Annotated in this window: 27 protein-coding genes; 15 read left to right on the top strand and 12 right to left on the bottom strand. The window is 66.7% G+C overall.

Going from position 1 to position 23,723, the window contains the following annotated elements; all coding sequences use genetic code 11:
* Window positions 1-42: 42 nt before the first annotated feature.
* The 3 genes from JQX08_RS08910 to JQX08_RS08900 are packed head-to-tail and all read right to left on the bottom strand — an operon-like array spanning window position 43 to window position 1,857.
* Window positions 43-234: a DUF1289 domain-containing protein gene (locus tag JQX08_RS08910; protein ID WP_205348015.1), complete on the bottom strand. Its 192-nt coding sequence runs from the start codon at window positions 232-234 to the stop codon at window positions 43-45.
* Window positions 235-268: 34 nt separating this feature from the next.
* Window positions 269-1,039 (bottom strand): SMC-Scp complex subunit ScpB, encoded by a 771-nt coding sequence (scpB, locus tag JQX08_RS08905; RefSeq protein WP_205348014.1) that lies wholly within the window; start codon window positions 1,037-1,039, stop codon window positions 269-271.
* Entirely contained in the window at window positions 1,039-1,857 is an 819-nt protein-coding gene (locus JQX08_RS08900; protein WP_430472517.1) for a segregation and condensation protein A, read from the bottom strand. The genes scpB and JQX08_RS08900 overlap by 1 nt, the downstream gene beginning before the upstream one ends.
* Before the next feature lie 178 nt (window positions 1,858-2,035).
* Between JQX08_RS08900 and JQX08_RS08895 the strand changes: the two genes are divergently transcribed.
* Window positions 2,036-2,383 carry a PA2779 family protein gene (locus tag JQX08_RS08895; RefSeq protein ID WP_205348013.1) on the top strand — a complete coding sequence of 116 codons (348 nt, stop codon included), beginning with the start codon at window positions 2,036-2,038 and terminating at the stop codon, window positions 2,381-2,383.
* Window positions 2,384-2,423: 40 nt separating this feature from the next.
* Here the strand turns inward: JQX08_RS08895 and JQX08_RS08890 are convergent, their stop codons facing one another.
* Both JQX08_RS08890 and JQX08_RS08885 read right to left on the bottom strand, forming a co-directional pair.
* Window positions 2,424-3,053 (bottom strand): L-threonylcarbamoyladenylate synthase, encoded by a 630-nt coding sequence (locus JQX08_RS08890; protein WP_205348012.1) that lies wholly within the window; start codon window positions 3,051-3,053, stop codon window positions 2,424-2,426.
* A gap of 13 nt (window positions 3,054-3,066) precedes the next feature.
* Window positions 3,067-3,933: a PHP domain-containing protein gene (locus JQX08_RS08885; RefSeq protein ID WP_205348011.1), complete on the bottom strand. Its 867-nt coding sequence runs from the start codon at window positions 3,931-3,933 to the stop codon at window positions 3,067-3,069.
* Window positions 3,934-3,999: 66 nt separating this feature from the next.
* Between JQX08_RS08885 and JQX08_RS08880 the strand changes: the two genes are divergently transcribed.
* The 6 genes from JQX08_RS08880 to JQX08_RS08855 all read left to right on the top strand — a co-directional run bounded on the left by JQX08_RS08880 (window position 4,000) and on the right by JQX08_RS08855 (window position 7,981).
* Window positions 4,000-4,599: a septation protein A gene (locus JQX08_RS08880; RefSeq protein ID WP_205348010.1), complete on the top strand. Its 600-nt coding sequence runs from the start codon at window positions 4,000-4,002 to the stop codon at window positions 4,597-4,599.
* A 1-nt stretch (window position 4,600) separates the two neighbouring features.
* Window positions 4,601-4,900, top strand: a complete 300-nt coding sequence (locus JQX08_RS08875) for a YciI family protein (RefSeq protein WP_205348009.1) — start codon at window positions 4,601-4,603, stop codon at window positions 4,898-4,900.
* A 61-nt stretch (window positions 4,901-4,961) separates the two neighbouring features.
* A complete protein-coding gene (locus JQX08_RS08870; RefSeq protein ID WP_205348008.1) occupies window positions 4,962-5,372 on the top strand; it encodes an SH3 domain-containing protein in 411 nt (136 codons plus the stop codon).
* Window positions 5,373-5,379: 7 nt separating this feature from the next.
* Entirely contained in the window at window positions 5,380-6,057 is a 678-nt protein-coding gene (locus JQX08_RS08865) for a response regulator transcription factor (protein WP_205348007.1), read from the top strand.
* Window positions 6,058-6,192: 135 nt separating this feature from the next.
* On the top strand, window positions 6,193-6,600 hold the full coding sequence (locus JQX08_RS08860) for a Spy/CpxP family protein refolding chaperone (RefSeq protein WP_205348006.1): 408 nt from the start codon (window positions 6,193-6,195) through the stop codon (window positions 6,598-6,600).
* A 76-nt stretch (window positions 6,601-6,676) separates the two neighbouring features.
* Window positions 6,677-7,981, top strand: coding sequence for an ATP-binding protein (locus JQX08_RS08855; RefSeq protein WP_205348005.1), 1,305 nt, complete (start codon window positions 6,677-6,679; stop codon window positions 7,979-7,981).
* 5 nt (window positions 7,982-7,986) lie between these two features.
* Here the strand turns inward: JQX08_RS08855 and JQX08_RS08850 are convergent, their stop codons facing one another.
* Window positions 7,987-8,544 carry a nitroreductase family protein gene (locus JQX08_RS08850; RefSeq protein WP_205348004.1) on the bottom strand — a complete coding sequence of 186 codons (558 nt, stop codon included), beginning with the start codon at window positions 8,542-8,544 and terminating at the stop codon, window positions 7,987-7,989.
* Window positions 8,545-8,785: 241 nt separating this feature from the next.
* Between JQX08_RS08850 and JQX08_RS08845 the strand changes: the two genes are divergently transcribed.
* Window positions 8,786-10,243 (top strand): TrkH family potassium uptake protein, encoded by a 1,458-nt coding sequence (locus JQX08_RS08845; RefSeq protein ID WP_205348003.1) that lies wholly within the window; start codon window positions 8,786-8,788, stop codon window positions 10,241-10,243.
* Between the two features lie 92 nt (window positions 10,244-10,335).
* Here the strand turns inward: JQX08_RS08845 and JQX08_RS08840 are convergent, their stop codons facing one another.
* A complete protein-coding gene (locus tag JQX08_RS08840) occupies window positions 10,336-11,337 on the bottom strand; it encodes an AraC family transcriptional regulator (protein WP_205348002.1) in 1,002 nt (333 codons plus the stop codon).
* Between the two features lie 142 nt (window positions 11,338-11,479).
* Here JQX08_RS08840 and JQX08_RS08835 point away from each other — a divergent pair, with 142 nt between their 5' ends.
* The 3 genes from JQX08_RS08835 (at window position 11,480) to JQX08_RS08825 (ending at window position 13,947) form a co-directional block, all read left to right on the top strand.
* Window positions 11,480-11,797, top strand: a complete 318-nt coding sequence (locus tag JQX08_RS08835) for an Mpo1-like protein (protein ID WP_205348001.1) — start codon at window positions 11,480-11,482, stop codon at window positions 11,795-11,797.
* Between the two features lie 32 nt (window positions 11,798-11,829).
* A complete protein-coding gene (locus JQX08_RS08830; RefSeq protein ID WP_205348000.1) occupies window positions 11,830-12,411 on the top strand; it encodes an HD domain-containing protein in 582 nt (193 codons plus the stop codon).
* A 147-nt stretch (window positions 12,412-12,558) separates the two neighbouring features.
* Complete coding sequence (locus JQX08_RS08825) at window positions 12,559-13,947, top strand: adenylate/guanylate cyclase domain-containing protein (RefSeq protein WP_205347999.1); 1,389 nt, start codon at window positions 12,559-12,561, stop codon at window positions 13,945-13,947.
* A gap of 171 nt (window positions 13,948-14,118) precedes the next feature.
* Here the strand turns inward: JQX08_RS08825 and JQX08_RS08820 are convergent, their stop codons facing one another.
* Complete coding sequence (locus tag JQX08_RS08820) at window positions 14,119-14,925, bottom strand: UDP-2,3-diacylglucosamine diphosphatase (RefSeq protein WP_205347998.1); 807 nt, start codon at window positions 14,923-14,925, stop codon at window positions 14,119-14,121.
* A 131-nt stretch (window positions 14,926-15,056) separates the two neighbouring features.
* Between JQX08_RS08820 and JQX08_RS08815 the strand changes: the two genes are divergently transcribed.
* The 3 genes from JQX08_RS08815 (at window position 15,057) to JQX08_RS08805 (ending at window position 17,202) form a co-directional block, all read left to right on the top strand.
* Window positions 15,057-15,818, top strand: a complete 762-nt coding sequence (locus JQX08_RS08815) for an AraC family transcriptional regulator (RefSeq protein ID WP_205347997.1) — start codon at window positions 15,057-15,059, stop codon at window positions 15,816-15,818.
* 66 nt (window positions 15,819-15,884) lie between these two features.
* The gene (locus tag JQX08_RS08810; RefSeq protein WP_205347996.1) at window positions 15,885-16,220 is read left to right on the top strand and encodes a tRNA-binding protein; all 336 of its coding nucleotides are present in this window, start codon (window positions 15,885-15,887) and stop codon (window positions 16,218-16,220) included.
* Window positions 16,221-16,326: 106 nt separating this feature from the next.
* Complete coding sequence (locus JQX08_RS08805; protein ID WP_205347995.1) at window positions 16,327-17,202, top strand: DMT family transporter; 876 nt, start codon at window positions 16,327-16,329, stop codon at window positions 17,200-17,202.
* Here the strand turns inward: JQX08_RS08805 and rfaD are convergent.
* Both rfaD and JQX08_RS08795 read right to left on the bottom strand, forming a co-directional pair.
* On the bottom strand, window positions 17,199-18,200 hold the full coding sequence (rfaD, locus tag JQX08_RS08800; RefSeq protein WP_205347994.1) for an ADP-glyceromanno-heptose 6-epimerase: 1,002 nt from the start codon (window positions 18,198-18,200) through the stop codon (window positions 17,199-17,201). The genes JQX08_RS08805 and rfaD overlap by 4 nt on opposite strands.
* A gap of 86 nt (window positions 18,201-18,286) precedes the next feature.
* A complete protein-coding gene (locus tag JQX08_RS08795; RefSeq protein WP_205347993.1) occupies window positions 18,287-18,577 on the bottom strand; it encodes an Rdx family protein in 291 nt (96 codons plus the stop codon).
* A gap of 80 nt (window positions 18,578-18,657) precedes the next feature.
* On the opposite strand from JQX08_RS08795, the gene JQX08_RS08790 reads away from it, so the two are divergent.
* Window positions 18,658-20,847, top strand: coding sequence for a patatin-like phospholipase family protein (locus JQX08_RS08790; protein WP_205347992.1), 2,190 nt, complete (start codon window positions 18,658-18,660; stop codon window positions 20,845-20,847).
* Window positions 20,848-20,902: 55 nt separating this feature from the next.
* Here the strand turns inward: JQX08_RS08790 and JQX08_RS08785 are convergent, their stop codons facing one another.
* Both JQX08_RS08785 and JQX08_RS08780 read right to left on the bottom strand, forming a co-directional pair.
* On the bottom strand, window positions 20,903-22,933 hold the full coding sequence (locus tag JQX08_RS08785) for a motility hub landmark protein FimV (protein WP_205347991.1): 2,031 nt from the start codon (window positions 22,931-22,933) through the stop codon (window positions 20,903-20,905).
* 326 nt (window positions 22,934-23,259) lie between these two features.
* Complete coding sequence (locus JQX08_RS08780) at window positions 23,260-23,709, bottom strand: MarR family transcriptional regulator (RefSeq protein WP_205348204.1); 450 nt, start codon at window positions 23,707-23,709, stop codon at window positions 23,260-23,262.
* Between the last annotated feature and the right edge of the window lie 14 nt (window positions 23,710-23,723).

The raw sequence follows: 23,723 nt of genomic DNA, 5'->3' as shown, positions 1-23,723 counted from the left end.
TGCGTTGAGGCTAGTCGGTGGTGGCGGCTTTGCCCATCCGGGTCACTTGCGCTTGCGCCGGCCGATGGCATCAAGGCTCAGCAAGCGCAATGCCGCCTCAGCAAGGATGGCGCGGCGCGCCGGTTTGCCGAGTTTCTTCCAGGCTTTGATTTCCTGCCGGCTGCGCCCGCAGCCGACGCAGACCTCGTGGTGAAACGCGCAGACCTTGATGCACGGATCTTTGACGACACCCATCGTCCCCTCCCGCTACCGCCCCGGCGGCCCCAGTTCAGTGACGGGTCTCGTCGGGCAATTCGACGTCGGCCTCCTCGGGCTCGGTCGGCAAGTCGTCGAAATCGGTCTTCAGGTCCTGTTCCATGGCGTCCAGCTCGGCGAGCAGGCTGCTGAAACTGGTCTCACTGCCCGCTTCGGCCCCAGCTTCCTCGCCGAGACTGAGATCGGCCCGCGCCTGCAGCGCCTCGGGCACCGCCGCGTCGTCGTCGAAGGCCAGCACCGGCTCGGGCTCCAGCTCGCGCAGCGCGGCCAGCGGCGGCAGTTCATCGAGGCTCTTCAGGTTGAAATGGTCGAGGAACGCACGGGTGGTGGCGAACATCGCCGGCTTGCCCGGCACGTCGCGATATCCGACCACGCGAATCCACTCGCGTTCCTGCAGGGTCTTGACGATCTGGCTGTTGACCGCCACCCCGCGAATGTCCTCGATCTCGCCGCGAGTGATGGGCTGGCGATAGGCGATCAGCGCCAGGGTTTCCAGCATGGCGCGGGAGTAGCGCTGCGGGCGCTCCTCCCACAAGCGCCCGACCCAGGGCGCGAAGCGCTCGCGCACCTGCAGGCGATAGCCGTTGGCGACTTCCTTGAGTTCGAAGGCGCGCCCTTCGCAGGATTGCGCAAGAACCTCCAGGGCCGCCTTGAACACCTCAGGTCCGGGGCGCTCGCCTTCCTCGAACAGTTCGTAGAGGCGCTCCAGCGACTGCGGCTTGCCGGCGGCGAGGAGGATTGCCTCGAGCAGCGAGGCCAGTTCTTTGGGGTCCGTGAGGTTCATCATTCCACCCTTGCCCGCACGTGGATGGCCGCGAAAGGTTCATTCTGCACCAGCTCGGCGAGCGATTCCTTGATCAGTTCAAGCACCGCCATGAAGGTTACCACCACGCCCAAGCGGCCCTCTTCGGCGCGAAACAGCTCGACGAACGGCACGAAGCCGCCGCCCTTGAGGCGCTCCAGCACTTCGCTCATACGCTCGCGGGTGGACAGTGCCTCGCGCGTTACATGGTGGCTTTCGAACATGTCGGCGCGGCGCAGCACTTCGGCCATCGACAGCAGCAATTCTTCCAGGCTGACCTGCGGCAGCAGCTTGCGCGCCCGCGCCTGCGGCGCGTCGAGGCGCGGCACCTGGATGTCGCGGCCGACTCGTGGCAGCTCGTCGAGGTCTTCGGCTGCAGCCTTGTAGCGCTCGTACTCCTGCAGGCGACGGATCAGCTCGGCGCGCGGATCGTCCTCTTCTTCCTCGGCCTCGGCGGAACGCGGCAGCAGCATGCGCGACTTGATCTCGGCGAGCATCGCGGCCATCACCAGGTACTCGGCAGCCAGCTCTAGGCGCACCGACTTCATCAGTTCGACGTAGCCCATGTACTGCTTGGTGATCTCGGCCACGGGGATATCGAGGATGTCGATGTTCTGCTTCCGGATCAGGTACAGCAGCAGGTCGAGCGGCCCCTCGAACGCCTCGAGGAACACCTCCAGCGCATCCGGCGGGATGTACAGGTCGAGCGGCAGTGCGGTGACCGCCTGGCCGTAGACCAGGGCGAACGGCAGCTCCTGCTGAGCGCCAGCCTGGTCGGCGGAAGCCTCGTGCTCCTGCATGCAGTCCTCGTGCGCCATGGCGCCGTCGTATTAAGGAAGGAACCGGCCATTTGCCGGCATGGTCGAAGCGTTTAGAGCCACCTCGGCATTCTAATCGAGTTAAGGGAAGTGCTGCCGCAGGGCTCCGAACAAACTTGATCGGTAGAACGAGTCCATTGCGGACCCGAGGGAGAACCACATGAAAGTTCTGACGACGCTGTTCAGTGCCCTGCTCCTCCTTGTCAGCCTGGCTCAGGTGCCGGCTCAGGCGGCGATGATCGCCACCAATGACGTGGTCGCCAATCAGCAGGCTCAAGCCAACCGCGACAAAGTGCGCGACTTCCTCACACGCGCCAGCGTGCAGGAACAGCTCAGGGTCATGGGGGTGGATGCGGCACTGGCGAGGAGCCGGGTCGATTCACTGACCGCTCAGGAAGTCGCCAGCCTGGCCCAGCGCATCGACTCGCTGCCGGCCGGCGGCGCGCTGAGCACCACTGACGTGATCATTATCCTGCTGGTCGCCATCCTGGTCGCCATCGCCCTGTAAGCCGTTGCGCCCCGGACGCGCCTGCGCGGCGCGCCGGGGATTACACCAGTTCGGCGAACGGCGTCGGATCACCGCAGCCGACACGGAACACCTCGACCTCGTCGTCGACGAGGCCAATCACGGTCGAGGCTTCCAACCCGCCAAAGCCACCATCTATGATCAGGTCGACCTGATGCTCAAGCACCTGACGCATCTCGTAGGGATCGCTCATCGGCAGGCTCTCGCCGGGCAGAATCAGGCTGCTGCTGATCAGCGGCTCGTCGAGTTCGGCGAGCAGCGCCTGGGCGATCGGGTGCTGAGGTACGCGCAGACCGATGGTGCGGCGCTTCGGATGCAGCAGCATGCGCGGCACTTCGCGGGTGGCGTTGAGGATGAAGGTGTAAGGGCCGGGGGTGTAGGTCTTCAGCAGGCGGAACGCCACGGTATCGACCTTGGCGAACAGGCCGAGCTGCGACAGATCACGGCAGAGCAGCGTGAAGTTGTGCTTGTCATCGAGCTGGCGCAGGCGGCGGATGCGGTCCACCGCGCTCTTCTCGCCGATACGGCAGCCCACGGCATAGGAGGAGTCGGTCGGGTAGACGATCACCCCGCCGGCTTTGACGATCTCGACCGCCTGCTTGATCAGGCGCGCTTGCGGATTTTCCGGGTGGACCTGAAAGAACTGGCTCACATCAATTCCCTTTTCAGCGGGCAGCAAGAGTTCGGTGGCCATGGTCGAATCGCGTCCATAGCGGCGGCAAATCGTCCGGCAGCGGGCGGTACATGCCCAATTCAGACCAATCTCCCGGCGCATGAAAATCACTGCCGGCGGTGGCCAGCAGGCCGAATTCCCGCGCCAGGATGGCCAGGCTGCCGACTTGCTCCGCCGGCTGCATGCCGTTGACCACTTCCAGCGCGTGACCGCCCGCAGCTACGAAATCGGCGATCAGCTTGCGTCGTTTGCTGCGGGTGAAATCGTAATGCCACGCGTGCGCCAGGCTGATCCAGGCGCCCGCCTCCTTCAGCGTAGCAACCGCCTGTTCAAGTGTCGGCCAATGCTGCTTCACATCACCCAGCTTGCCGGCGCCCAACCACTTGCGGAACGCCTCGGCGCGGTCCCGCACATGACCGGCGCGCACCAGAAACTCCGCGAAGTGCGGCCGGGCCGGCGCGTTGGCACTGTCACCCAGCTCCTGCTGATAGGCGCGCGCACCTTCGAACGCGCCGGGCATGCCCTTGGCCTCGAGGCGCCGACCGATCTCTTCGGCGCGCTGCCAGCGGCCGTCATGCAACTCGCCGAGCGCCTGGCGTAGCGCCGGCGCGTCGGTGGCGAAGGCATAGCCGAGCACGTGGATGGTCGCCCCACCCCAGCCACAGGACAGCTCGACGCCGGTGATCAGCCGCATGTCCAACGCCTGGGCTGCGGCCTGCGCCTCGGCGAGGCCTTCGAGGGTGTCGTGATCGGTCAGGGCCAGCACCCGGACGCCACGTTCATGGGCGCGCGCGACCACGGCGGCGGGTGGCAAGGCCCCGTCCGATGCGGTGCTGTGGCAGTGCAGATCGACATGCATAGGGGCGGCTTTCGCGTTCAGGGTTGTTTGTTATTATGCCGGCACATCCCGTGCCTGGCTGCCACTGTGAAACAATTCGTCGACTTCATCCCGCTCATCCTGTTCTTCATCGTCTACAAACTCGATCCCCGCGCCGTTGAACTGGCTGACCACTCCTTTATGGTAGGCGGCATTTTCAGCGCCACCGCGATGCTGATCATCAGCTCCGTGGTGGTCTACGGTGCACTGTTCCTTTACCAGCGCCGCCTCGAGAAAGGCCAATGGCTGACCCTGGTCGCCTGCCTGGCCTTCGGCACCCTGACTCTCGTGTTCCACAACGAGACCTTCCTCAAGTGGAAGGCCCCGGTGGTCAGCTGGCTGTTCGCCCTGGCTTTCACCGCCAGCCACTTCATCGGCGACAAACCGCTGATCGAGCGCATCATGGGCCACGCCATCCAGTTGCCGCAGCCGATCTGGACGCGCCTGAACGTCGCCTGGGTCCTGTTCTTCCTGGTCAGTGGCGCCGCCAACCTGTTCGTCGCCTTCACCTTCCAGAGCATCTGGGTCGACTTCAAGGTGTTCGGCAGCCTGGCCATGACCCTGCTGTTCCTGCTCGGCCAGGGCATCTTCCTGGCCCGCCATATCCACGACGGCGAGACCGCGCCCTCCGCCAAATCCAAGGACTGACATGCTCTACGCCATCATCGCCACCGACGTCGCCAATTCCCTGGACAACCGCCTGGCCGCGCGCCCAGCGCACCTTGCCCGGCTCGAGCAACTGAAGAACGAAGGCCGCCTGGTGCTCGCCGGCCCGCACCCGGCAGTCGACAGCAACGACCCTGGCGCCGCCGGCTTCAGCGGCAGCCTGATCGTCGCCGAATTCGACTCGCTCGACGCCGCGCAGCGCTGGGCCGATGCCGACCCGTACCGCGCCGCCGGCGTGTACGCCGAGGTAGTGGTGAAGCCGTTCAAGAAAGTGCTGCCCTGATCCCCATTCAGCGATCCCGTTTGCGATAGTCGATAACCACCCGCAGGAAATAGGAGTTCCAATGCGTCACGGTATGTTGTCCCTGTTGTTCGCTACCCTGCTGATCGCTCCCGCCCTCAAGGCCGAAGAAACTGCGCCCACCGTCACGCCAGCGCTGGCGGACGACGGCCAACGCCTCGCCGCCCTGGAAGAACGCCTGGCGGACAGCGAGCGCCAACGCGCCGAACTCCACGAGCAACTGCAGAGCCAGAGCAGCGGCGAAGAGCGCGACGGCGCCCTGCTGACGCGTCTGCGCCAGGAGAACCAGCGCCTCAAGCTGCAGCTGAACAAGGCGCTCGCCGAGCAGCAACCGCAGTGGCTCGACGAGCAGCAGCAATGGTTTGCCGCCGGTGGCGGCGTGGCGCTGGTGGGTACGTTGTTCGGCGCGCTGCTGCGCGGACGGCGCAAGACCCGCCGCGAATGGTTGAACTGAATCGCCCATGAGCGACCTGCTGCTGATCGACGACGATTGCGAGCTGTGCGAGCTGCTGGTCGCCTGGCTGACCCAGGAGGGCTTCCGGGTCAGCGCCTGCCACGATGGTGTCGCCGCCCGCGCCGCCTTGGCCGCCTCCACCCCGGCGGCGGTGATCCTCGACGTGATGCTGCCCGACGGCAGCGGTCTGGAGCTGCTCAAGCAGCTGCGCAGCGAACACCCGGAGCTGCCGGTGCTGATGCTCTCGGCGCGCGGTGAGCCGCTGGATCGCATCATCGGCCTGGAGCTCGGCGCCGACGACTACCTGGCCAAACCCTGCGACCCGCGTGAGCTGACCGCGCGCCTGCGCGCCGTGCTGCGCCGCACCCAGCCGCCGGCCGCGTCCAGTCAGCTGGAGGTCGGCGACCTGTGCTTCAGCGCCGCCCGCGGCGTGGCGATCATCGGCGATCACGAAGTGCTGCTGACCCTCTCCGAAGGCCGCATCCTCGAAGCGCTGCTCAAGCAGCCCGGCGAGCCGCTGGACAAACAGGAGCTGGCGCAACTGGCGCTGGGCCGCAAGCTGACCCTGTACGATCGCAGCCTGGACATGCACGTCAGCAACCTGCGCAAGAAGATCGGCCCGCATCCCGACGGCCGCCCGCGCATCCTCGCCCTGCGCAGCCGCGGCTACTACTACAGCCGCTGAGCGGGGTAACGCTGGGTCAAGACGCACGCCGCGCGACTTTACCCAGGCTTTACCCTTGGCTGACTGCGCTTGACCTTGACCTCCCTAGACTGGGCTCATCCGGCAACTGGCCGGAATCGAGACAAGGAGATTCACATGCGCAAGACCCTTATCGCCGTACTGTTCGCCGCTACCCTGCCCGCCCTCGCCCTGGCCATGCCTGACGGTGGCCCGCGGCATGGCGGCGACCACGGCCCGCGCTTCTTCAAGTCACTGAACCTGACCGACCAGCAGCGTCAGGACATCCGCCAGCTGATGGGCGAACAGATGAAGAACCGCCACGACATCAACGAGAAGTACCTGGACAAGCTGCCCGCCGCCGAGAAGAAAGCCATGCAGGACGAGCTCAAGGCCCAGCATGACAAGACCCAGAGCGCCATCCGCGCCAAACTGACGCCGGAGCAGCAGAAGCAGTTCGACGAACTGCAGAAGAAGATGGAAGAGCGGCGTGCCGAGCGCGCCGAGTTCCAGGCCTGGAAAGCGCAGAAGGACAAGGCCCAGTAAGCGCCGCCCCGGTCCGTAACCACCCCGCCCGCCAGGCCACCACGCCTGGCGGGCTTTTGCCTGTTAAGGAGCCGCCGTGCGTTCATTGTTCTGGCGCATCTTCGCCAGCTTCTGGCTGGCCATCGCCCTGGTCGCCGGTCTGTCACTGCTGTTCGGTCACGCACTGAACCAGGACGGCTGGATCGTCGCGCGTCACCCGGCGCTCAAGTCGCTGCCCGAGCAGTGGGTCGAGGTCTATCGCGCGCAAGGCGGCCAGGCCGCCCAGGACCTGCTCGAGCAGCGCAAACGCAAGTTCCGCATCGACACCCAAGTCCTCGACGACAGCGGCGAGCCGCTGGTACGCGGCACCTTCCCGCCGCGTGCCGCCGCCTTCGAGGCGCGGCATGGCGAGCGCCTGCCGTGGCGTCGGCTGACCGAGGAATTCACCGGGCCGGACGGCGAGTCGTACCTGTTCATCTACCGCATCCCCTACCCCGAGCTCGCCGCCTGGCACCGCAGCAGCCTGCTGTGGCCGCTGGTCGCGCTGGGCATCGCGCTGGTGGTGCTGACCGTGTTCAGCCTCATGCTGACCCTGTCGATCACACGCCCGCTGGACCGCCTGCGCCGCGCGGTGCACGACCTCGGTCGTACCGCCTACCAGCAGAACAGCCTGGAGCGCCTGGCCCGCCGGCGTGACGAACTCGGCGTGCTGGCCGGCGACTTCAACCGCATGGGCCAGCGCCTGCAGGACCTGATCGGCAGCCAGCGCCAGCTACTGCGCGACGTGTCCCACGAGTTGCGCTCGCCACTGGCGCGCCTGCGCGTCGCCCTGGCGCTTGCCGAGCGGGCCGAACCGCGCGAGCGGGAGGTGCTGTGGCCGCGTCTAAGTCAGGAATGTGATCGCCTGGAAGCACTGATCGCCGAGATCCTCGCCCTCGCCCGCCTCGACGCCGACCCCGGCGCGCGCCAGCCGATCCAGCTGCGCGGCCTGCTCGAGCAACTGCGAGATGACGCCCTGCTGGTCGCCCCCGAGCAGGACATCCGCCTCAGCGGCGACGCCGACCTGGCCCTGCAGGGCTGGCCGGACATGCTTGGTAGGGCGCTCGACAACCTGCTGCGCAACGCGCTGCGCTTCAGCCCGCCCGGGCAGGCGGTGGAAATCGCCACCGGCAGCGAAGCCGGGGTGGCGGTGATCGAGGTACGCGACCACGGTCCGGGCGTCGCGGCAGATTATCTGGGTCAGCTCGGCGAACCGTTCTTCCGTGCCCCGCAGCAGAGCAAAGCGGGTCATGGCCTGGGCCTGGCCATCGCGCGTCGGGCGATCGAGCGGCACGGCGGTCGCTTGCTGCTGGACAACCATTCGGCGGGCGGCTTCGTCGCCCGCGTCGAACTGCCGGTCTAGCGCCCTCAGCCCCAGCTGGCGACGAAGTCCGCCGGATTCAGCTCCGGCGGCGTGCGCAACTCGCCGTCCACGCTGCCCAGGTACAGGAACGCGACAATCTGCTCGTGCGCGGCAAGCCCGAGGCCGTCGGCGACGAAACGGTCGTGCGCCATATCACCGGTGCGCCAGATCGCGCCCAGCCCCTGGGCGTGCGCGGCAAGCAGGATGCCGTGGGCGGCGCAGCTGGCCGCCAGCACCTGTTCGCTTTCCGGCACCTTGGGGCTGGCCTTCGGACTGGCGATGACCGCCACCAGCAAGGGCGCGCGCAACGGCATGTTGCGCGCCTTGGCCAGCGCTTCGGCGGGCGCCTGGGGATTCTTGTTCAGCACCGCCGCGGCGAACAGCTCACCCAGCCGCTCGCGCCCGGCGTCCTCGATGCAGAGGAAACGCCAGGGGCGCAGATAACCGTGATCCGGCGCGCGCAAGGCGGCGCGAAACAACACCTCGCGCTGCGCCGGCGACGGCGCCGGCGCCTGCAGGCGAGCCGTCGATACACGGTTGAGCAGAACGTCGAGTGCCTCCATGGGCCACCTCCTGAATCCGAAGAGGCGGCCATGATAGCCGATCAGGCGACCCTGTCCGGGCTCTCATCAGCGGCTGTTGCGGCGGGCTCAGGGCTGGCGCAATGCGCACACAAATCCCCTCCGCACGCCCGCCACCCAGCGCGCACAGTGCGGGCGCCAAACCGACCAATCCAGCGCGGTAGATGCGGCGCCGTGCCACCTCCTCTAAACTGCCGCCCATTCCGTCCACGAGCCCAACTTCATGGCCCTGCCGACTCTGCGCATCATCGGCTTCATCATCGGTATTTTCCTGATCACCCTCGCCATCAGCATGGTGGTGCCGATGGTGACCCTGCTGGTCTTCGACCGCGCCAGCGAACTCAACACCTTCCTCTGGTCGAGCCTGATCACCTTCATCGCCGGCTTGGCGCTGGTCGTCCCCGGTCGCCCGGAGCACGTACACCTGCGCCCGCGCGACATGTACATGCTGACCGTCAGCAGCTGGGTGACGGTGGGTGTGTTCGCCGCCCTGCCGTTCCTGCTAGCCCGCCACATGAGCTACACCGACGCGTTCTTCGAGAGCATGTCGGGGATCACCGCGACCGGCGCCACGGTGCTCTCGGGGCTGGACAACGCCTCGCCGGGCATCCTCATCTGGCGTTCGATGCTGCACTGGCTGGGGGGCATCGGCTTCATCGGCATGGCGGTGGCGATCCTGCCGATGCTGCGTATCGGTGGCATGCGCCTGTTCCAGACCGAGTCATCGGACCGCAGCGGCAACAAGATCATGCCGCGCTCGCACATGGTCGCGAAGTACATCGTCGCCACCTACGTCGGTATCACCCTGATCGCCACCCTGGCGTTCTGGTGGGCCGGGATGAGCCCGTTCGACGCGGCCAACCACGCCATGTCGGCGATCTCCACCGGCGGCTTCTCGACTTCCGACCAGTCGCTCGCCAAGTGGCAGCAACCGGCGGTGCACTGGGTCGCGGTGGTGGCGATGATCCTCGGCAGCCTGCCCTTCGCGCTGTACGTCGCCACGCTGCGCGGCAACCGCAAGGCGCTGATCCGCGACGCCCAGGTGCAGGGCATGCTCGGTCTGCTGGTGGTGACCTGGCTGGTGATGGGCACCTGGTACTGGGCCACCACCCAACTGCACTGGCTGGACGCCCTGCGCCACGTGGCGGTGAACGTCACCTCGGTGGTCACCACCACCGGCTTCGCCCTCGGCGACTACAGCCTGTGGGGCAACTTCTCGCTGATGATCTTCTTCTACCTCGGCTTCGTTGGCGGCTGCTCCGGCTCGACCGCTGGCGGGATCAAGATCTTCCGCTTCCAGGTCGCGTGGATCCTGCTCAAGGCCAGCCTGCAGCAGCTGATTCACCCGCGCTCGGTGATCAAGCAGAAGTACAACGGCCACCGCCTCGACGAAGAGATCGTCCGTTCGATCCTGGCCTTCTCGTTCTTCTTCACCGTGACCATCGCCGCCATCGCCCTCGGCCTGTCGCTGCTCGGCCTGGACTGGATCACCTCGCTGACCGGCGCCGCCAGCACGGTGTCCGGCGTCGGCCCGGGGCTCGGCGAGGTAATCGGCCCGGCCGGCAACTTCTCCAGCCTGCCGAACGCGGCCAAGTGGCTGCTGTGCGCCGGCATGCTGATCGGTCGCCTGGAGATCATCACCGTGCTGGTGCTGTTCATGCCGGCGTTCTGGCGCCACTGACCTCCCACTGCTGGCACAGAGAACGACCGTAGGAGCGGCCCATGGCCGCGAAGGCGCTTTCGCGGCCATGGGCCGCTCCTACAGCGTGAGATCTACAGCTGCGCGCGATACTCCCCCGGCGTGGTATCGAACCAGCGGCGGAAGGCGCGGAAGAAGTTGCTCGGATCCGCAAAGCCCAGCAGGTAGGAGATTTCCAGCAGGGTCAGGTTCGGCTGCGCCAGGTACTGCGCGGCCAGTTCGCGGCGCGTGTCGTCGAGCAACTGCTGGAAGCTGGTGCCCTCCTCCTGCAGCCGACGCTGCAGGGTACGCTGCGACAGGTGCAGCGCCTGTGCCACGGCATCGCGCTTGGGCTCACCCTGCGGCAGCAGCCGGCACAGCGTCTGCCGTGCCTGATGGGTCACCCGACTGCCGGAAAAGCGTGCCAGGTACTCGCCGGCAAAACGGTCGTGCAGTTGCGCCAGCGCCTCGTTGGCACTGGGCAGTGGCGCCTCGAGGTCGGCGCGCTCGAAGATCAGCGCGTAGTGCTCGGCATTGAAGCGCAGCGGCGCCTGGAACACTTGCCGATACGGCTCCAGATCAGCCGGCGGATCGCCCTGGAAACGCACTTCGCGTGGCCGCAGCGGCTTGCTGATCATCCAGCGGCAGAATGCCAGGGTATAAGCCATCGAGGCCTCGGCGCTCTGCCGTGCCGGCACCAGCCGATCACCGTGAATCGCCAGGATCAGGCCGTAGCCATCACCAACCGGGCGAAAGCTGAGGTCGGCGCCCTCGGCGACGATGCGCTGGTAGCGCACCAGGCGGGTGAAGCCTTCCTTCAGGTTGCGGCTGGACATCGCCGCATAGCCGACCACATGAAACGACGACGGGCGCACCACGCTGGCCATGTTCAGGCCGATCGCCGGGTTGCCGGAGAGCTGCACGGCGCGCTCCCACAGGCGGGTCATGCCGTCCTGCGGGAAGCGCGCATCGGCGTCGGTCAGCGCGGCATAGTCGAGGCCCAACTCGATAAACAGCGACTGGCAGTCGACACCACCCATTTCCAACGCGTGAACAATGCCCGAGGCCCAACTGGAGGATGTCGTACGTTCGCTCATGGCGCCTTCTTCTGACTACGAAACGGCTGCAGACGGCCCGCTCTTCGGCGGCGCATCAGGATACTAAACTGGCACCTAATGTCACTGGCCCGATGGGCCAGCGCCCCTATGCTGTCGTGAACACAATGACAGGAGGTGTGTGATGAGCACGCAAGCCGCCGATCGATTCCAGAGTTTCGCCGAGTTCTACCCGTATTACCTGCAGGAACACAGCAACCCGACCTGCCGCCGCCTGCACTACGCCGGCAGCCTGCTGGTCCTCGGCATCCTCGCCTACGCAGTGGTTACCCAGCAGTGGCTGTGGCTGCTGGCGCTGCCAATCGCCGGCTACGGCTTCGCCTGGGTCGGTCACTTCGTATTCGAGAAGAATCGCCCGGCCACCTTCAAGTACCCGTTCTATTCGCTGCTCGGCGACTGGGTCATGCTCAAGGATGCCTTCACCGGCCGCATCCCGTTCTAAGCCTCCCGACAATAAGAAAGAGAGAACGCCTGATGAACGCTCACGCCCGCTTCACCCACATGGAAGACGGCACCGCCGAGGACTGGGCCATCATTGCTCAGGATTTCGCCGCCTACGCCAAACAGCTGCCGGACCGCATCCTCACCCACCTCAAGCTGCTCGATGGCGACTTCGGCGGCTTCCCGGTGGATCGCCTGACCCATTCGCTGCAGACCGCCACCCGCGCGCACCGCGACGGTCGCGACGAGGAGTACGTGATCTGCGCGCTGCTCCACGACATCGGCGACACGCTCGGCTCGTTCAACCACCCGGACATCGCCGCGGCCATCCTCAAGCCGTTCGTCAGCCCCGAGTACCACTGGATGGTCGAGAAGCACGGCATCTTCCAGGGTTACTACTTCTTCCATCACCTGGGCATGGATCGGCACCTGCGCGAGCAGTTCAAGGACCACCCGCAGTACCTGGCGACCATCGAGTTCTGCGCCAAGTACGACGCGGCGGCCTTCGACCCGGAGTACGAGCACCTGCCGCTGGCGTTCTTCGAGCCGATGATGCGGCGCGTCTTCGCCCAGCCCAAGACTTCCATCTACAAGGCGGCGATGGAACAGGCCTGACCCAATACCCGTACCGGCGGCCCGCCTACTTGGCGGCCGCATTCAGGCTGGTTATGATCCCCGGCAGTCAGAATTCTGGCCTCGCCGCGACGGGGCCAGCCCGAGGTCGGACGAGGCGTCAGCCTCACCAGGGACAGTGCCCGCTCGATGAAGCCAACCAGCCCCACCCCGTCAAACGGCCTGCCCTCGTCGTCACTGCGCATGTACTACTCGCGCGCGCTGGCCTACCTGGCTACCGCGGCGACCCTCGCCGCCGGCACCTTCTCCCAGTATTTTGCCTACGACGTGCTCTGGCTGGTGCCCTACAGCCTGCTCTACCCGCATCTCGCCCACCAGATTGCTCTGCGCTTTCGCAACGACCACCCGCAGCAGGTGAAGACCGGGCTGCTGATCGTCGACGCCCTGCACGTCGGCGCCGGCGCGGTGCTGATGGGCCTTTCGGTGGTCCCCAGCCTGATGATGCTGCTGATCCTCACCTTCGCCGCGCTGATCGGCGGCAGCCTGCGCCTGCTCGGCGTGGTGCTGCTGACCGCGGGGAGCACCGCGCTGCTGCTCGGCAGCCTGCTGCAGCCGGAGCTGAAAGCCGCCACGCCAGTGCTGCCGGCGCTGGTCTGCATCCTGTTCAGCACCCTCTGCATCGGCACCACCGCCTATTACATGCACCAGCAGGGCTTGCGCCTGGCGCAGGCGCGCGGCGAGATCAAGCAGGAGCAGGAAAAGGCCGCGCGACTGGCGCGCAACCTGGCCAAGTACCTGTCGCCGCAGGTCTGGGAGATGATCTTCAGCGGCAAAAAGCACGTGCGCCTGGAAACCCAGCGCAAGAAGCTCACCGTGTTCTTCTCCGACATCAAGGGCTTTACCGAGCTGTCCGAGGAGCTGGAAGCCGAGGCGCTCACCGACCTGCTCAACAACTACCTGACGGAAATGTCGAAGATCGCCTTGAAGTACGGCGGCACCATCGACAAGTTCGTTGGCGACAGCGTCATGGTGTTCTTCGGCGACCCGAACACCCAGGGCGCCAAGAAGGATGCAGTGAACGCCGTGGCGATGGCCGTGGCGATGCGCAAGCACATGAAGGTGCTGCGCCAGCAATGGCGCGCCCAGGGCATCACCAAGCCGCTGGAAATCCGCATGGGCGTCAACACCGGCTATTGCACGGTGGGTAACTTCGGCGCCGACACGCGCATGGACTACACCATCATCGGTCGCGAGGTGAACCTCGCCAGCCGCCTGGAAAGCAATGCCGAGGCCGGCGAAATCCTCATCTCCCACGAGACCTATTCGCTGATCAAGGACGTGATCATGTGCCGCGACAAGGGCCAGATCACCGTCAAGGGCTTCTCCCGCCCGGTGCAGATCTATCACGTGGTCGACCTGCGCCGCGATCTGGGCGCCACTTCCAGCTACGTCGAGCACGAGTTGCCCGGCTTCTCCATGTACCTGGATACCAACGGCATCCAGAACTACGACAAGGAACGGGTCATCCAGGCACTCAACCAGGCCGCCGACAAGCTGCGCGACAAGATCATTCTCTGATCCGCCAGCTGGCGAACCACGCCTGCCCTGCTCTCGTAGGAGCGAATTCCTGTCCGCTCCGACAAGGGCGCGTATCCGTTGTAGGAGCGGCCCATGGCCGCGATGGAAGCCACGGCCCAGCGCACCCGCTCCTATGACCCGGATGTATCCGCGGAGACAACAGCTAGAGACTCACGCCACTTCCAACTCCGCCGGCAGCTTCGTCCGCGCCTGCGCCTCGGCCAGCCGATATAGCTCGATGCTGCCGTCGAGGTGCTCGATCAGCGCCGTGCAGGACTCCACCCAATCGCCGCAGTTGAGGTACTCCACCTCGCCGACCCGACGGATTTCCGCGTGGTGGATATGCCCGCAGACCACCCCGTCGAAGCCGCGCCGCACGCATTCGTGGGCGATCGCCTGTTCGAAGTCGCTGATGAAGTTCACCGCGGTCTTGACCCGGTGCTTGAGGTAGGCCGACAGCGACCAGTAGCCGTAGCCATAACGCTGCCGCCAGTGGTTCAGCCAGCGGTTGAGGGTCAGCGTCAGCTCGTAGGCCGAGTCGCCAAGGAACGCCAGCCAGCGGTGATAGCGGGTGATCACGTCGAACTGGTCGCCATGCACCACCAGCAGCCGGCGGCCGTCGGCGGTGCGGTGCTCGGCCTCGTCGACCAGCTGGATGTTGCCGAGCATCAGGCTGGAGTAGCGGCGCAGGAACTCGTCATGGTTGCCGGTGACGTAGATCACCTCGGTGCCGCGCTTGCTCATGGTCAGCAGGCGGCGGATCACGTTGGTGTGTGCCTGCGGCCAGTACACGCCGCTGCGCAGCCGCCAGCCGTCGATGATATCGCCGACCAGGTAGACCCGGTCGGTCTGGTAGCGCTTGAGGAAGGCCGCTAGGTGCTCGGCCTGGCAGTCGCGAGTGCCGAGGTGCACATCCGAGATCCACAGGGTCCGGACACGTTGCTTGCGGCCGGGCTTGGCCAGTTCTGCGCTTGTCATGGGGGCGTGCTCCCGCGGTTTTCGCCGAGCTTGCGGAAAGGTGGTGAAGTGTCGATGACGGCGCGGCGACAGACAGATGACAAGCCCACCCCCGCCGCAGGTAGACTGCCGCGATGCCCGAGGAGCCCGCCATGCACCCGATCCTGAGCCTGCGCTACTACGACCGCGACCAGATTGCCCACAGCCACGACCACGCCCAGCTGGTGTTCGGCCTGCGCGGCACGCTGGACTTCGAGATGGACGGCCACGGCAGCCTGGTGCAGCGCCATCGCCTGGCAGTGGTGCCGCCGACCACCCATCACACCTGCGAGAGCGCCCTGGGCGGCCACTGCCTGATCCTCGACGTGCCCGACGAAAGCTGGCTGCGCGACAACCTGGGGGCGCACCTGGACAGCGGCCGGCGGCTGATCGAGCACGCCACCACCACCGAGCTGGCGCCGGCGCAGATGCAGCTGGTCGACTGGCTCGCCGCCAGCCCCATCAACGACCCGGTCATCGCCCGCCAGGGCGCCGCCCTGCTGCTCGCCAGCCTCAGCGACGCGCAGCCCGGCGCAGTACCGAGTCACTTGCCACTGGCCCAGCTCGACGCCCATATCGACCGCCACGCCGGCCACCCGCTGCAGGTCGCCGACCTGGCCGGTCTGGCCGGGCTCTCGGTCGCGCGCTTCCACAGTCGTTTCTTAGCCGAAACCGGGCAGACGCCGATGGACTACGTGCGCCAGCACCGCCTGCAACTGGCCCTGCGCCTGCTGCGCGACACCTCGCTGGCCATCGGCGCGATCGCCGAGCGGGTCGGCTACGCCTCGCAGAGCGCCTTCACCGCCGCGCTGGTCCGCGAATACGGCGCCACGCCCCGTCACCTGCGCCGCGAGGCACGCGACAAAAGCCGCTAGTCCGGCGACAGACAAGCTTTCCGGGCGCCTCTAGACTGCACGCAACGGACCCGTCTGGAAGGCACCATGCAGTACATCGAGTGGCAGGACTTCGAGCGCGTCGAACTGCGCGTCGGCACCATCCTCAGTGCCCGCCCCAACGACAAGGCGATCAAGCCGGCCTACGTGCTGGAAGTCGACCTCGGCGAACAGGGCATCAAAACCTCCAGCGCCCAGCTCACCGCCCACTACGAAGCCGCCGAACTGGCCGGCCGGCAGGTGCTGTGCGTGTGCAACTTCGCGCCGAAACGCGTCGCCGGGGTGCGCTCGGAGGTGCTGGTGACCGGCATCTACGACGCCGACGGCAAGGTGGTGCTGGCCGGTTTCGACAAGCCGCTGCCCAACGGCGCACGCCTGGCCTGACGGCCTGCTGGGGCAGATCACCCGCCATGCCGTGTAAATCTGACGCGAGCACAAGCCGCAGTGCGACTGGACGACCGTCAACCGCCTCCAAGGACTCGACGTACCGATGCAAACTCGCCACGCCCTCCTCGCCATCCACCTCGGCGCCTTTCTGTTCGGCCTGACCGGCGTGCTCGGCAAACTGGCACAGACCACGCCGCTGATGATCACCTGCGGCCGCGCGCTGTTCGCCGTGCTCGCGCTGGGTCTGTTCGCCCGCCTGGTCGGCGGCAACAGCGGCCAGCGCCCCAATGCACGCGGACTCCTGCTGCTGGCGCTGGGCGGCCTGCTGCTCGGTGCGCACTGGCTGACCTTCTTCCACGCGGTGAAAATTTCCGGCGTGGCCATCGCCACCCTCGGTTTCGCGGCGTTCCCGGCCTTCACCCTGCTGTTGGAAAGCGCGCTGTTCCGCGAACGCCTGCACTGGCTGGAGTTCGTCGTGGTCGGTCTGGTCTGTCTGGGGCTGGCGCTGGTCACCCCGCACTTCGAGCTGGCCAGCGAGGCCACCCACGGGTTGATCTGGGCGGTGCTGTCCGGCCTGCTGTTCTCGCTGGTGTCGGTGCTCAACCGGTTCAGCACGCGTGGCGTCGATCCGGTGCAAGCGGCGCTGTGGCAGAACCTGACGATCGCCGCCTGCCTGCTGCCGTTCGCCGCGCCGGTCCTGCCGACGCTGAGCGCCCTGGACTGGCTGTGGATCGCGGTGCTGGGGGTGTTCTGCACCGGCTTGTCGCACAGCCTGTTCGTCGCCAGCCTGCGCGTACTGAAGGCGCGGACCACCTCGGTGATCCTCGCCCTCGAGCCGGTCTACGGCATCAGCATCGCCTGGGTGCTGTTCAACGAACAACCGACCCTGCGCATGCTGGCCGGTGGCGCCTTGATCATCTTCGCCATCGTGCTGTATTCACGGCATACGCCGACGACCAAGGCCGCCAGCAGCGTCTAGCCCTCTAACCGCTCGCCGAGCAGCCAGCGGCAATAGCGTTCGACACCCTGTTCCACGCGCAGGAACGGCTGCCGATAGCCGGCTTCGCGCAGCAGCTCGATGTCGGCCTGGGTGAAGCTCTGGTACTTGCCGCGCAGCGCCTCAGGAAACTCGCTGTACTCCAGCAGCCCCTGGGCGACCATCGCTTCGCGGCTCAGCGGCTGCAGGTCGTCCTGCGCGCGCAGGGCGTTGACCATGCTCACCGCCACGTCGTTGAACGGCTGCGCCACGCCGCTGCCGAGGTTGAAGATGCCCGAGCGCTGCGGCGCATCGAGGAAGTGCAGGTTGACCTTGACCACATCCTCTACGGAAACGAAGTCGCGGCGGTGTTCGCCGCCGGCGATGCCGTCGTAGTCGCCGAACAGGCTGACCTTGCCGCTGGCGCGGTACTGGTTGAAGCAGTGCAGCGCCACCGACGCCATGTGTCCCTTGTGCTGCTCGCGCGGCCCGTAGACGTTGAAGTAGCGCAGGCCGACGATCTGGCTGCGGGTCTGCGGCAGCAGGCGGCGGACCTTCTGGTCGAAGAGGAACTTCGAGTAGCCGTAGACGTTGAGCGGCTGCTCCAGCTCGCGGCGCTCTTGAAACACCTGGCCGCCGCCGTAGACCGCCGCCGACGAGGCGTACAGCAGCGGCACGCCGAGCGCCTGGCAGGCGTCGAGCAGCGTGCAGCTGTAGCGGTAGTTGTTGTCCATCATGAAGCGCCCGTCGCCCTCCATGGTGCTGGAGCAGGCGCCCTGGTGCAGCACCGCGCGGACCACGCCGAAACCGCCGCTGGCGAAGCGCTCGAGAAAGTCGCGCTTGTCGACGTAATCGCTGATTTCGCAGTCGACCAGGTTGCGGAATTTGTCACCGTCGGTGAGATCGTCCACCGCGACGATGTCGGTTTCGCCGCGCGCATTCAGCGCCTTGACGAGGTTGCTGCCGATGAAGCCGGCCGCACCGGTAACGATGATGCTCATGGCCTGTCCTGAAAGGTTTAAGTACCGATCAGGCTACGCCGCCCACGGCCGGCAACCTTGACCTGGAGCAACGCAGCGGCGCCGGACTACTCCGTTGGTCGGTCGTTGTGGCCGAGGTCGCGCTGCGGGTCGATGCGGTCGCGTACCCGCTGCTTGAGCACCTTGGCCTCCGGGAAGCCGCCGTCGGCCTTGCGCTCCCAGATCTGCACGCCGTCGCAGCTGATGTGGAACACCCCGCCGGTGCCCGGCGCCAGGCTGACCTTGCCGAGATCGTCGGCGAAGGTGCTGAGCAGCTCCTGCGCCAGCCAGGCTGCGCGCAGCAGCCATTGGCACTGGGTGCAGTAGGTGATGATGATCTCGGCTTTCGCGTTGGACATGGCAGCGGCTCTGGCATGGGGCTCGGACGCCTATAATAGCGCCGCCGACCGGCCGTATCCGCATCGTTCAAGGAAGCTTCATGCGTCGTCTGCTCTGTCTGTTGCTGCTCTGCCCCTTGCTCGCCCTCGCCGCACCGGAACGCCCGGGCGCCGGACCGAAGATCGGCCTGGTGCTGTCCGGCGGCGCCGCCCGCGGCCTGGCGCATATCGGTGTGCTCAAGGCGCTCGAGGAACAGGGCGTCCGAGTCGACGCCATCGCCGGCACCAGCATGGGCGCGGTGATCGGCGGGCTGTACGCCTCGGGCTACCGGGTCGAAGAGCTGGAACAGCTGGCGCTGAGCCTCGACTGGCAGCAGGCGCTGTCCGACGCACCGCCGCGCACCGACATTCCGTTCCGCCGCAAGCAGGACGACCGCGACTTTCTGGTTAAACAGAAGATCAGCTTCCGTGACGACGGCAGCCTCGGCCTGCCGCTCGGGGTGATCCAGGGCCAGAACCTCAACCTGCTGCTGGAAAGCCTGCTGGTGCACACCAGCGACGTCCGTGACTTCGATCGTCTGGCGATCCCCTTTCGCGCGGTGGCCACCGACATTGCCAGCGGCGACAAGGTGGTGTTCCGTCGAGGCCACCTGCCGCAGGCGATCCGCGCCAGCATGTCGATTCCCGCGGTGTTCGCGCCCACCGAGGTAGACGGCCGCCTGCTGGTGGACGGCGGCATGGTCGACAACATCCCCATCGACGTGGCCCGCGAGATGGGTGTCGACCGGGTCATCGCGGTGGACATCGGCACGCCGCTGCAGTCGCGTCGCGACCTGAAGACCGTGTTCAACGTGCTCAACCAGTCGATCACCCTGATGACCCGGCGCAACTCCGAGGCGCAGCTCGCCACCCTGCACGCCGACGACATCCTGGTGCAGCCGGCGCTGGCCGGCTATCCCGGCACCGACTTCGCCCATGTCCGCGAGATCATCGACGCCGGCTACCGGGCCACGCGGATTCTCGAGGCGCGCCTGGCCGAGCTGCGTCCCGAAGCGCTGCCAGCCAAGCTGAACGCCGCACGCGCCGCCGACGAGCGCGCGCCGGTGATCAGCGAGATCCGCGTGGAGAACAACTCCAAGGTCGGCGACGAAACCATCCGCCACTACATCCGCCAGCCGCTCGGTGAGCCGCTTGACCTCGACCGCCTGCAGGCCGACATGGGCACGCTGTACGGCCTCGACTACTTCGAGCAGGTGCAGTACCGCGTGGTCCACCAGGCCGACGGCAACGCCCTGGTGATCCGCGCGCGCGGCAAGCGCACCGGCACCGACTACCTGCGCCTGGGCCTCAACCTGTCCGACGACATGCGTGGCGAGAGCGTGTTCAACCTCGGCGCCAGCTACCGGGTCAACGGCATCAACCGGCTCGGCGCCGAGTGGCTGACGCGCGTGCAGCTGGGCGACCACCAGGAGCTGTACAGCGAGTTCTACCAGCCGCTCGACAGCGGCTCGCGCTACTTCGTCGCCCCCTACCTGTTCGGCGAGGCGCAGAACATCGACCTCACCGTGGACAACGACCCGATCGCCACCTACCGCCTGCAGCGCTACGGCTACGGCCTGAACGTCGGCCGGCAGATCGCCAACAACGGCGAAATCCGCTTTGGCATCGGCCAGGACTGGGGCGAGGCCGAAGTGCGCACCGGCGACCCGGCGCTGCCGAGCTTCAGCTTCACCGAGGGCTACTACCAGGCGCTGTATTCCTTCGACACGCTGGACAACGTCAACTTCCCGCGCAGCGGCGAGGACATCTCCCTCGACCTGCGCAAGTTCGACCAGTCGCTCGGCTCCGACGACAGTTATCGCCAGTGGCAACTGAAGCTGGACAAGGCGCTGAGCTTCGGGGTGAACAGCTGGGTGGTCGGCGGCCGCTACGGCCGCACGCTGGACACCGTCGAGGTGATCACCTCGAGCTTCGAACTGGGTGGCGCGCGCGAGCTGTCCGGCTTCCGCCAGGATGCCCTGGCCGGGCAGAACGTCAGCCTGGCACGGCTCATCTACTACCGCAGGCTGACGCCGGAAAGCGTGCTGCCGCTGGACTTCCCGCTGTACGTCGGCGGCAGCCTGGAGCGCGGGCGGATCTGGAACAACGACAACGAGTTCGACAGCGGCTACATAAACGCCGCGAGCATCTTCTTCGCCCTGGACACCCCGCTCGGCCCGCTCGACTTCAGCTACGGCCTCAACGATGCCAGCGAGCACGCGCTGTACCTGAACCTCGGCCAAACCTTCTAGCCGCAGACAGCACAACGCCGCCCGAAACGGCGGCGTTGTCGGTCACGCGTGACGGTCAGGCGATGCGCGCGAGCAAGGCGCGGGCTTCGCGCTGCTGCTCCGGGCTGCCGTCGCTGATCACTTCGTTGAGGATGTCGCAGGCGCCGTGCACGTTGCCCTGCTCGATGTAGGCCAAGGCCAGGTTGAGCTTGACCACGTTGTCGCGATCGCCGGCGAGGTGCGACAGGTCATTGCCGACCCGCCCCTGGCTCAGCTCGGGATCGTCGAACACGTCGAGGAACTCGGCGTCGAGCGTCTCGTCCAGCGGCGCGGCGTCGACCACCAAGCCGCCATCGAAACCCTCGAAGGACTGCAGCTCCTCGACATCCGGCAGCTCGTTGAGGTTGGAGCGAAAATCCGCATCCAGCTCCGGCAGCTCATCGGCGCGCGCCTTCTGCTTGGCCTTGAACGGGCTGACCAAGTCCCAGTCGGCATCCAGCGACAGCTCGTCGAGGTTAAGTTGGAAGTCTTCCGGCAGGACCGGCGCTTCCGCCACTTCGCTTGCCGCCACTGGCTCGTCGAGCAGCGCGGCCGGCGGCTCGCGCTCGTCGGTGGCGCTCGCCTCGGCGAGTTGCGGATAGCGCGCCTTGATCGGCTCGACCAGCTCCGCGGCGACGCCCAATCCGGATAGCACCACCAGTTGCCGAGCGAAGCCGCCGGCGTCGCCCATCTGCCCGAGTACATCGAGCAGGCGCAGTTGCACGTCGGTACGTTGCGGCTGCCGGTGCGCCAGCTTGCGCAGGATGCTCAGCGCCGCGCCGTAGCGGCCATAGGCGAGGTACAGCTCGGCGCCGTCCAGATCATCGCTGGGTGTGGTCACCGACCGGGCCGGCAATGGCGCCGCCTTGGCTTCGGCCAACACCTCGACCGCTGGCGGCAGCACTTCGGCCGCCGGGGCGACCGGCACTGGTTGCGCGGCGACCTGCCGATCGCGCCGATTGCGCAGGGTCAGCAGCGCCAGCAAGGCGGCGAGCAGCAGCACCAGCGCCGCACCGATCCAGGCCAGGCTGAAGCCCTGTTCGTTCTGCGTCTCCAGCGCGGGTGCCGGCGCCGGGGCCACGTTGTCGGCAGCCGGTGCAGCGGGCAGTACCGCCGCTGGCGGCGTCTCGACGCGCTCGCTGGAGGCCAGCTGTGCCTGCAGTGCGGCGAGTTGCTCGTCCTTGCTGCGCAGTTGCTGCTCGAGGGCATCGAGCTTCTGTTCCAGCTGAGCGACGCCCTGCTGCAGTTGCAGCTTCTCGGTAGCCTGGTTGTTCAACTCGACTTCGAGGCGCTGCTGCGCTTCGTTGAGCTGCTGCAGGCTCGGCCCTTCGTTGGCCGCGGCCGGCGTCGCCGGCAGCGGCTGGGCGGTGTCGACCGGAGGTGCCGCAGGCGCCAGCGCCGGGGCACTGACGCCGACCTCAGCCGGGGCCTGTGCGGCATCGGGCAGACGCAGGACCTTGCCGGCGATCAGCCGATGACTGTCGCCACCGATGAAGGCGTCGGGATTGAGCGCCTGGATGCCGCTCATCAATTCGGCTTGCGACTGACCGTTGCCGGCGGCCTGCACGCGGCGGGCAATCGACCACAGGCTGTCGCCACGCTGGACCTGGTACTGCTTGCCCTGCACCGCCGGCGGCGCGACACGGGCCACCGGGGCGCGGTTGACCCGTGGCGCCTGGCGCACGGGCTCGGCGACCGGTTGCGGCGCTGCCAGGGTGCGGTACGCGGTGGAGTCGGCCGGATCGAGCAGTAGCGTGTATTCACGCAGCAGGCTGCCACCCGGGCGGACCACTTCGACGATGAAATTCAGGTACGGCTCGCGTACCGGCTTGCTCGACACCACGCGAATGATGCTGCGACGGCCCTGCAGAATCGGCGTGAAACGCAGATCGCCAAGCGCGACGAAACGCTCTACACCTGCGCGCGCATACGCTTCCGGCGAGGCCAGGCGCACCGTCACTTCGTGGCTGGCGAGATCGCCGGGGGCGATGACCTGAATCTCTGCATTGAGCGGCTGGTTCAGTGCCGAGTGCAGGGTGATGTCGCCCAGGCCGATGGCTGAAGCCATGCTGGGATGCAACAAGGCGCCTGAGGCGAGTGTGAAGAGAAAATGACGAACCCGAGCCATGTGACCTCCCCGGTATTCCGGCTCGAACATCACGACCGCTCTATTCCCTTTGGGATTCCTTGAGCGGTCGAAAGCGACGCTGAAACGAATGACGGGGCGCGATCCTGGCACCCGGCTGCTGAAGAGTATGGATGTCAAACGCGCACCTTGCCGAAAAAGGCAATGTGCCATCACCCAACTATCAACATGATACGGGGTTTGGCCGCCGCTCAGTCAATAAACTGACAGCCCACTCGTCGGCCATTCGAAAGTGAGGAAAGCCACCCTCACTTGGCGCCAGATCCTCGACGCTCCAGATTGGCGAGGATTTGCGCGTGCACCGCCTGGCTGCGGCTCAGGTCTTCCGGGCTGATGCCGGAGAACAGCTCTTCGCGCAGTTGGGTGGAGATGGTCTCGATCTGCTCGATCAGCGGCTTGGCCTTGGGCCGCAGGCTGATCTTCTTCGCCCGCCGGTCTTCCTCCACAGCCTGGCGGCTGACCAGGCCCTGGGCTTCCAGGCCGTCAAGCAGACGGGCCAGGGTCGGCCCTTCGACGCCGACGCTCTGCGCCAACTCGCGCTGGGTCGGAGGCGCCTCGAAGCGGGACAGGTGCAGCAGCACCAGCCAACGGGCCTGGGACAGGCCGAGACCGACCAGACGCCGGTCGAGTTCGGCGCGCCATGCGCGGGAGATTTGCGACAACTGCATGGCGAAACGGTGTTTATCGAGGTGGGGCATAACGTGCATCAGGG

The organism is Zestomonas insulae (assembly GCF_016901015.1).
Lineage (GTDB): Bacteria > Pseudomonadota > Gammaproteobacteria > Pseudomonadales > Pseudomonadaceae > Aquipseudomonas > Aquipseudomonas insulae.
This window is presented reverse-complemented; position numbering and strand designations above follow the sequence as displayed.

Excerpts from the sequence above, each read along its gene's own strand:
- JQX08_RS08910 (WP_205348015.1), bottom strand. The coding sequence starts at position 234 with ATGGGTGTCGTCAAAGATCCGTGCATCAAGGTCTGCGCGTTTCACCAC.
- scpB (WP_205348014.1), bottom strand. The coding sequence starts at position 1,039 with ATGAACCTCACGGACCCCAAAGAACTGGCCTCGCTGCTCGAGGCAATC.
- JQX08_RS08900 (WP_430472517.1), bottom strand. The coding sequence starts at position 1,857 with ATGCAGGAGCACGAGGCTTCCGCCGACCAGGCTGGCGCTCAGCAGGAG.
- JQX08_RS08895 (WP_205348013.1), top strand. The coding sequence starts at position 2,036 with ATGAAAGTTCTGACGACGCTGTTCAGTGCCCTGCTCCTCCTTGTCAGC.
- JQX08_RS08885 (WP_205348011.1), bottom strand. The coding sequence starts at position 3,933 with ATGCATGTCGATCTGCACTGCCACAGCACCGCATCGGACGGGGCCTTG.
- JQX08_RS08875 (WP_205348009.1), top strand. The coding sequence starts at position 4,601 with ATGCTCTACGCCATCATCGCCACCGACGTCGCCAATTCCCTGGACAAC.
- JQX08_RS08870 (WP_205348008.1), top strand. The coding sequence starts at position 4,962 with ATGCGTCACGGTATGTTGTCCCTGTTGTTCGCTACCCTGCTGATCGCT.
- JQX08_RS08865 (WP_205348007.1), top strand. The coding sequence starts at position 5,380 with ATGAGCGACCTGCTGCTGATCGACGACGATTGCGAGCTGTGCGAGCTG.
- JQX08_RS08860 (WP_205348006.1), top strand. The coding sequence starts at position 6,193 with ATGCGCAAGACCCTTATCGCCGTACTGTTCGCCGCTACCCTGCCCGCC.
- JQX08_RS08850 (WP_205348004.1), bottom strand. The coding sequence starts at position 8,544 with ATGGAGGCACTCGACGTTCTGCTCAACCGTGTATCGACGGCTCGCCTG.
- JQX08_RS08845 (WP_205348003.1), top strand. The coding sequence starts at position 8,786 with ATGGCCCTGCCGACTCTGCGCATCATCGGCTTCATCATCGGTATTTTC.
- JQX08_RS08840 (WP_205348002.1), bottom strand. The coding sequence starts at position 11,337 with ATGAGCGAACGTACGACATCCTCCAGTTGGGCCTCGGGCATTGTTCAC.
- JQX08_RS08835 (WP_205348001.1), top strand. The coding sequence starts at position 11,480 with ATGAGCACGCAAGCCGCCGATCGATTCCAGAGTTTCGCCGAGTTCTAC.
- JQX08_RS08830 (WP_205348000.1), top strand. The coding sequence starts at position 11,830 with ATGAACGCTCACGCCCGCTTCACCCACATGGAAGACGGCACCGCCGAG.
- JQX08_RS08825 (WP_205347999.1), top strand. The coding sequence starts at position 12,559 with ATGAAGCCAACCAGCCCCACCCCGTCAAACGGCCTGCCCTCGTCGTCA.
- JQX08_RS08820 (WP_205347998.1), bottom strand. The coding sequence starts at position 14,925 with ATGACAAGCGCAGAACTGGCCAAGCCCGGCCGCAAGCAACGTGTCCGG.
- JQX08_RS08815 (WP_205347997.1), top strand. The coding sequence starts at position 15,057 with ATGCACCCGATCCTGAGCCTGCGCTACTACGACCGCGACCAGATTGCC.
- JQX08_RS08810 (WP_205347996.1), top strand. The coding sequence starts at position 15,885 with ATGCAGTACATCGAGTGGCAGGACTTCGAGCGCGTCGAACTGCGCGTC.
- JQX08_RS08805 (WP_205347995.1), top strand. The coding sequence starts at position 16,327 with ATGCAAACTCGCCACGCCCTCCTCGCCATCCACCTCGGCGCCTTTCTG.
- rfaD (WP_205347994.1), bottom strand. The coding sequence starts at position 18,200 with ATGAGCATCATCGTTACCGGTGCGGCCGGCTTCATCGGCAGCAACCTC.
- JQX08_RS08795 (WP_205347993.1), bottom strand. The coding sequence starts at position 18,577 with ATGTCCAACGCGAAAGCCGAGATCATCATCACCTACTGCACCCAGTGC.
- JQX08_RS08790 (WP_205347992.1), top strand. The coding sequence starts at position 18,658 with ATGCGTCGTCTGCTCTGTCTGTTGCTGCTCTGCCCCTTGCTCGCCCTC.
- JQX08_RS08785 (WP_205347991.1), bottom strand. The coding sequence starts at position 22,933 with ATGGCTTCAGCCATCGGCCTGGGCGACATCACCCTGCACTCGGCACTG.
- JQX08_RS08780 (WP_205348204.1), bottom strand. The coding sequence starts at position 23,709 with ATGCCCCACCTCGATAAACACCGTTTCGCCATGCAGTTGTCGCAAATC.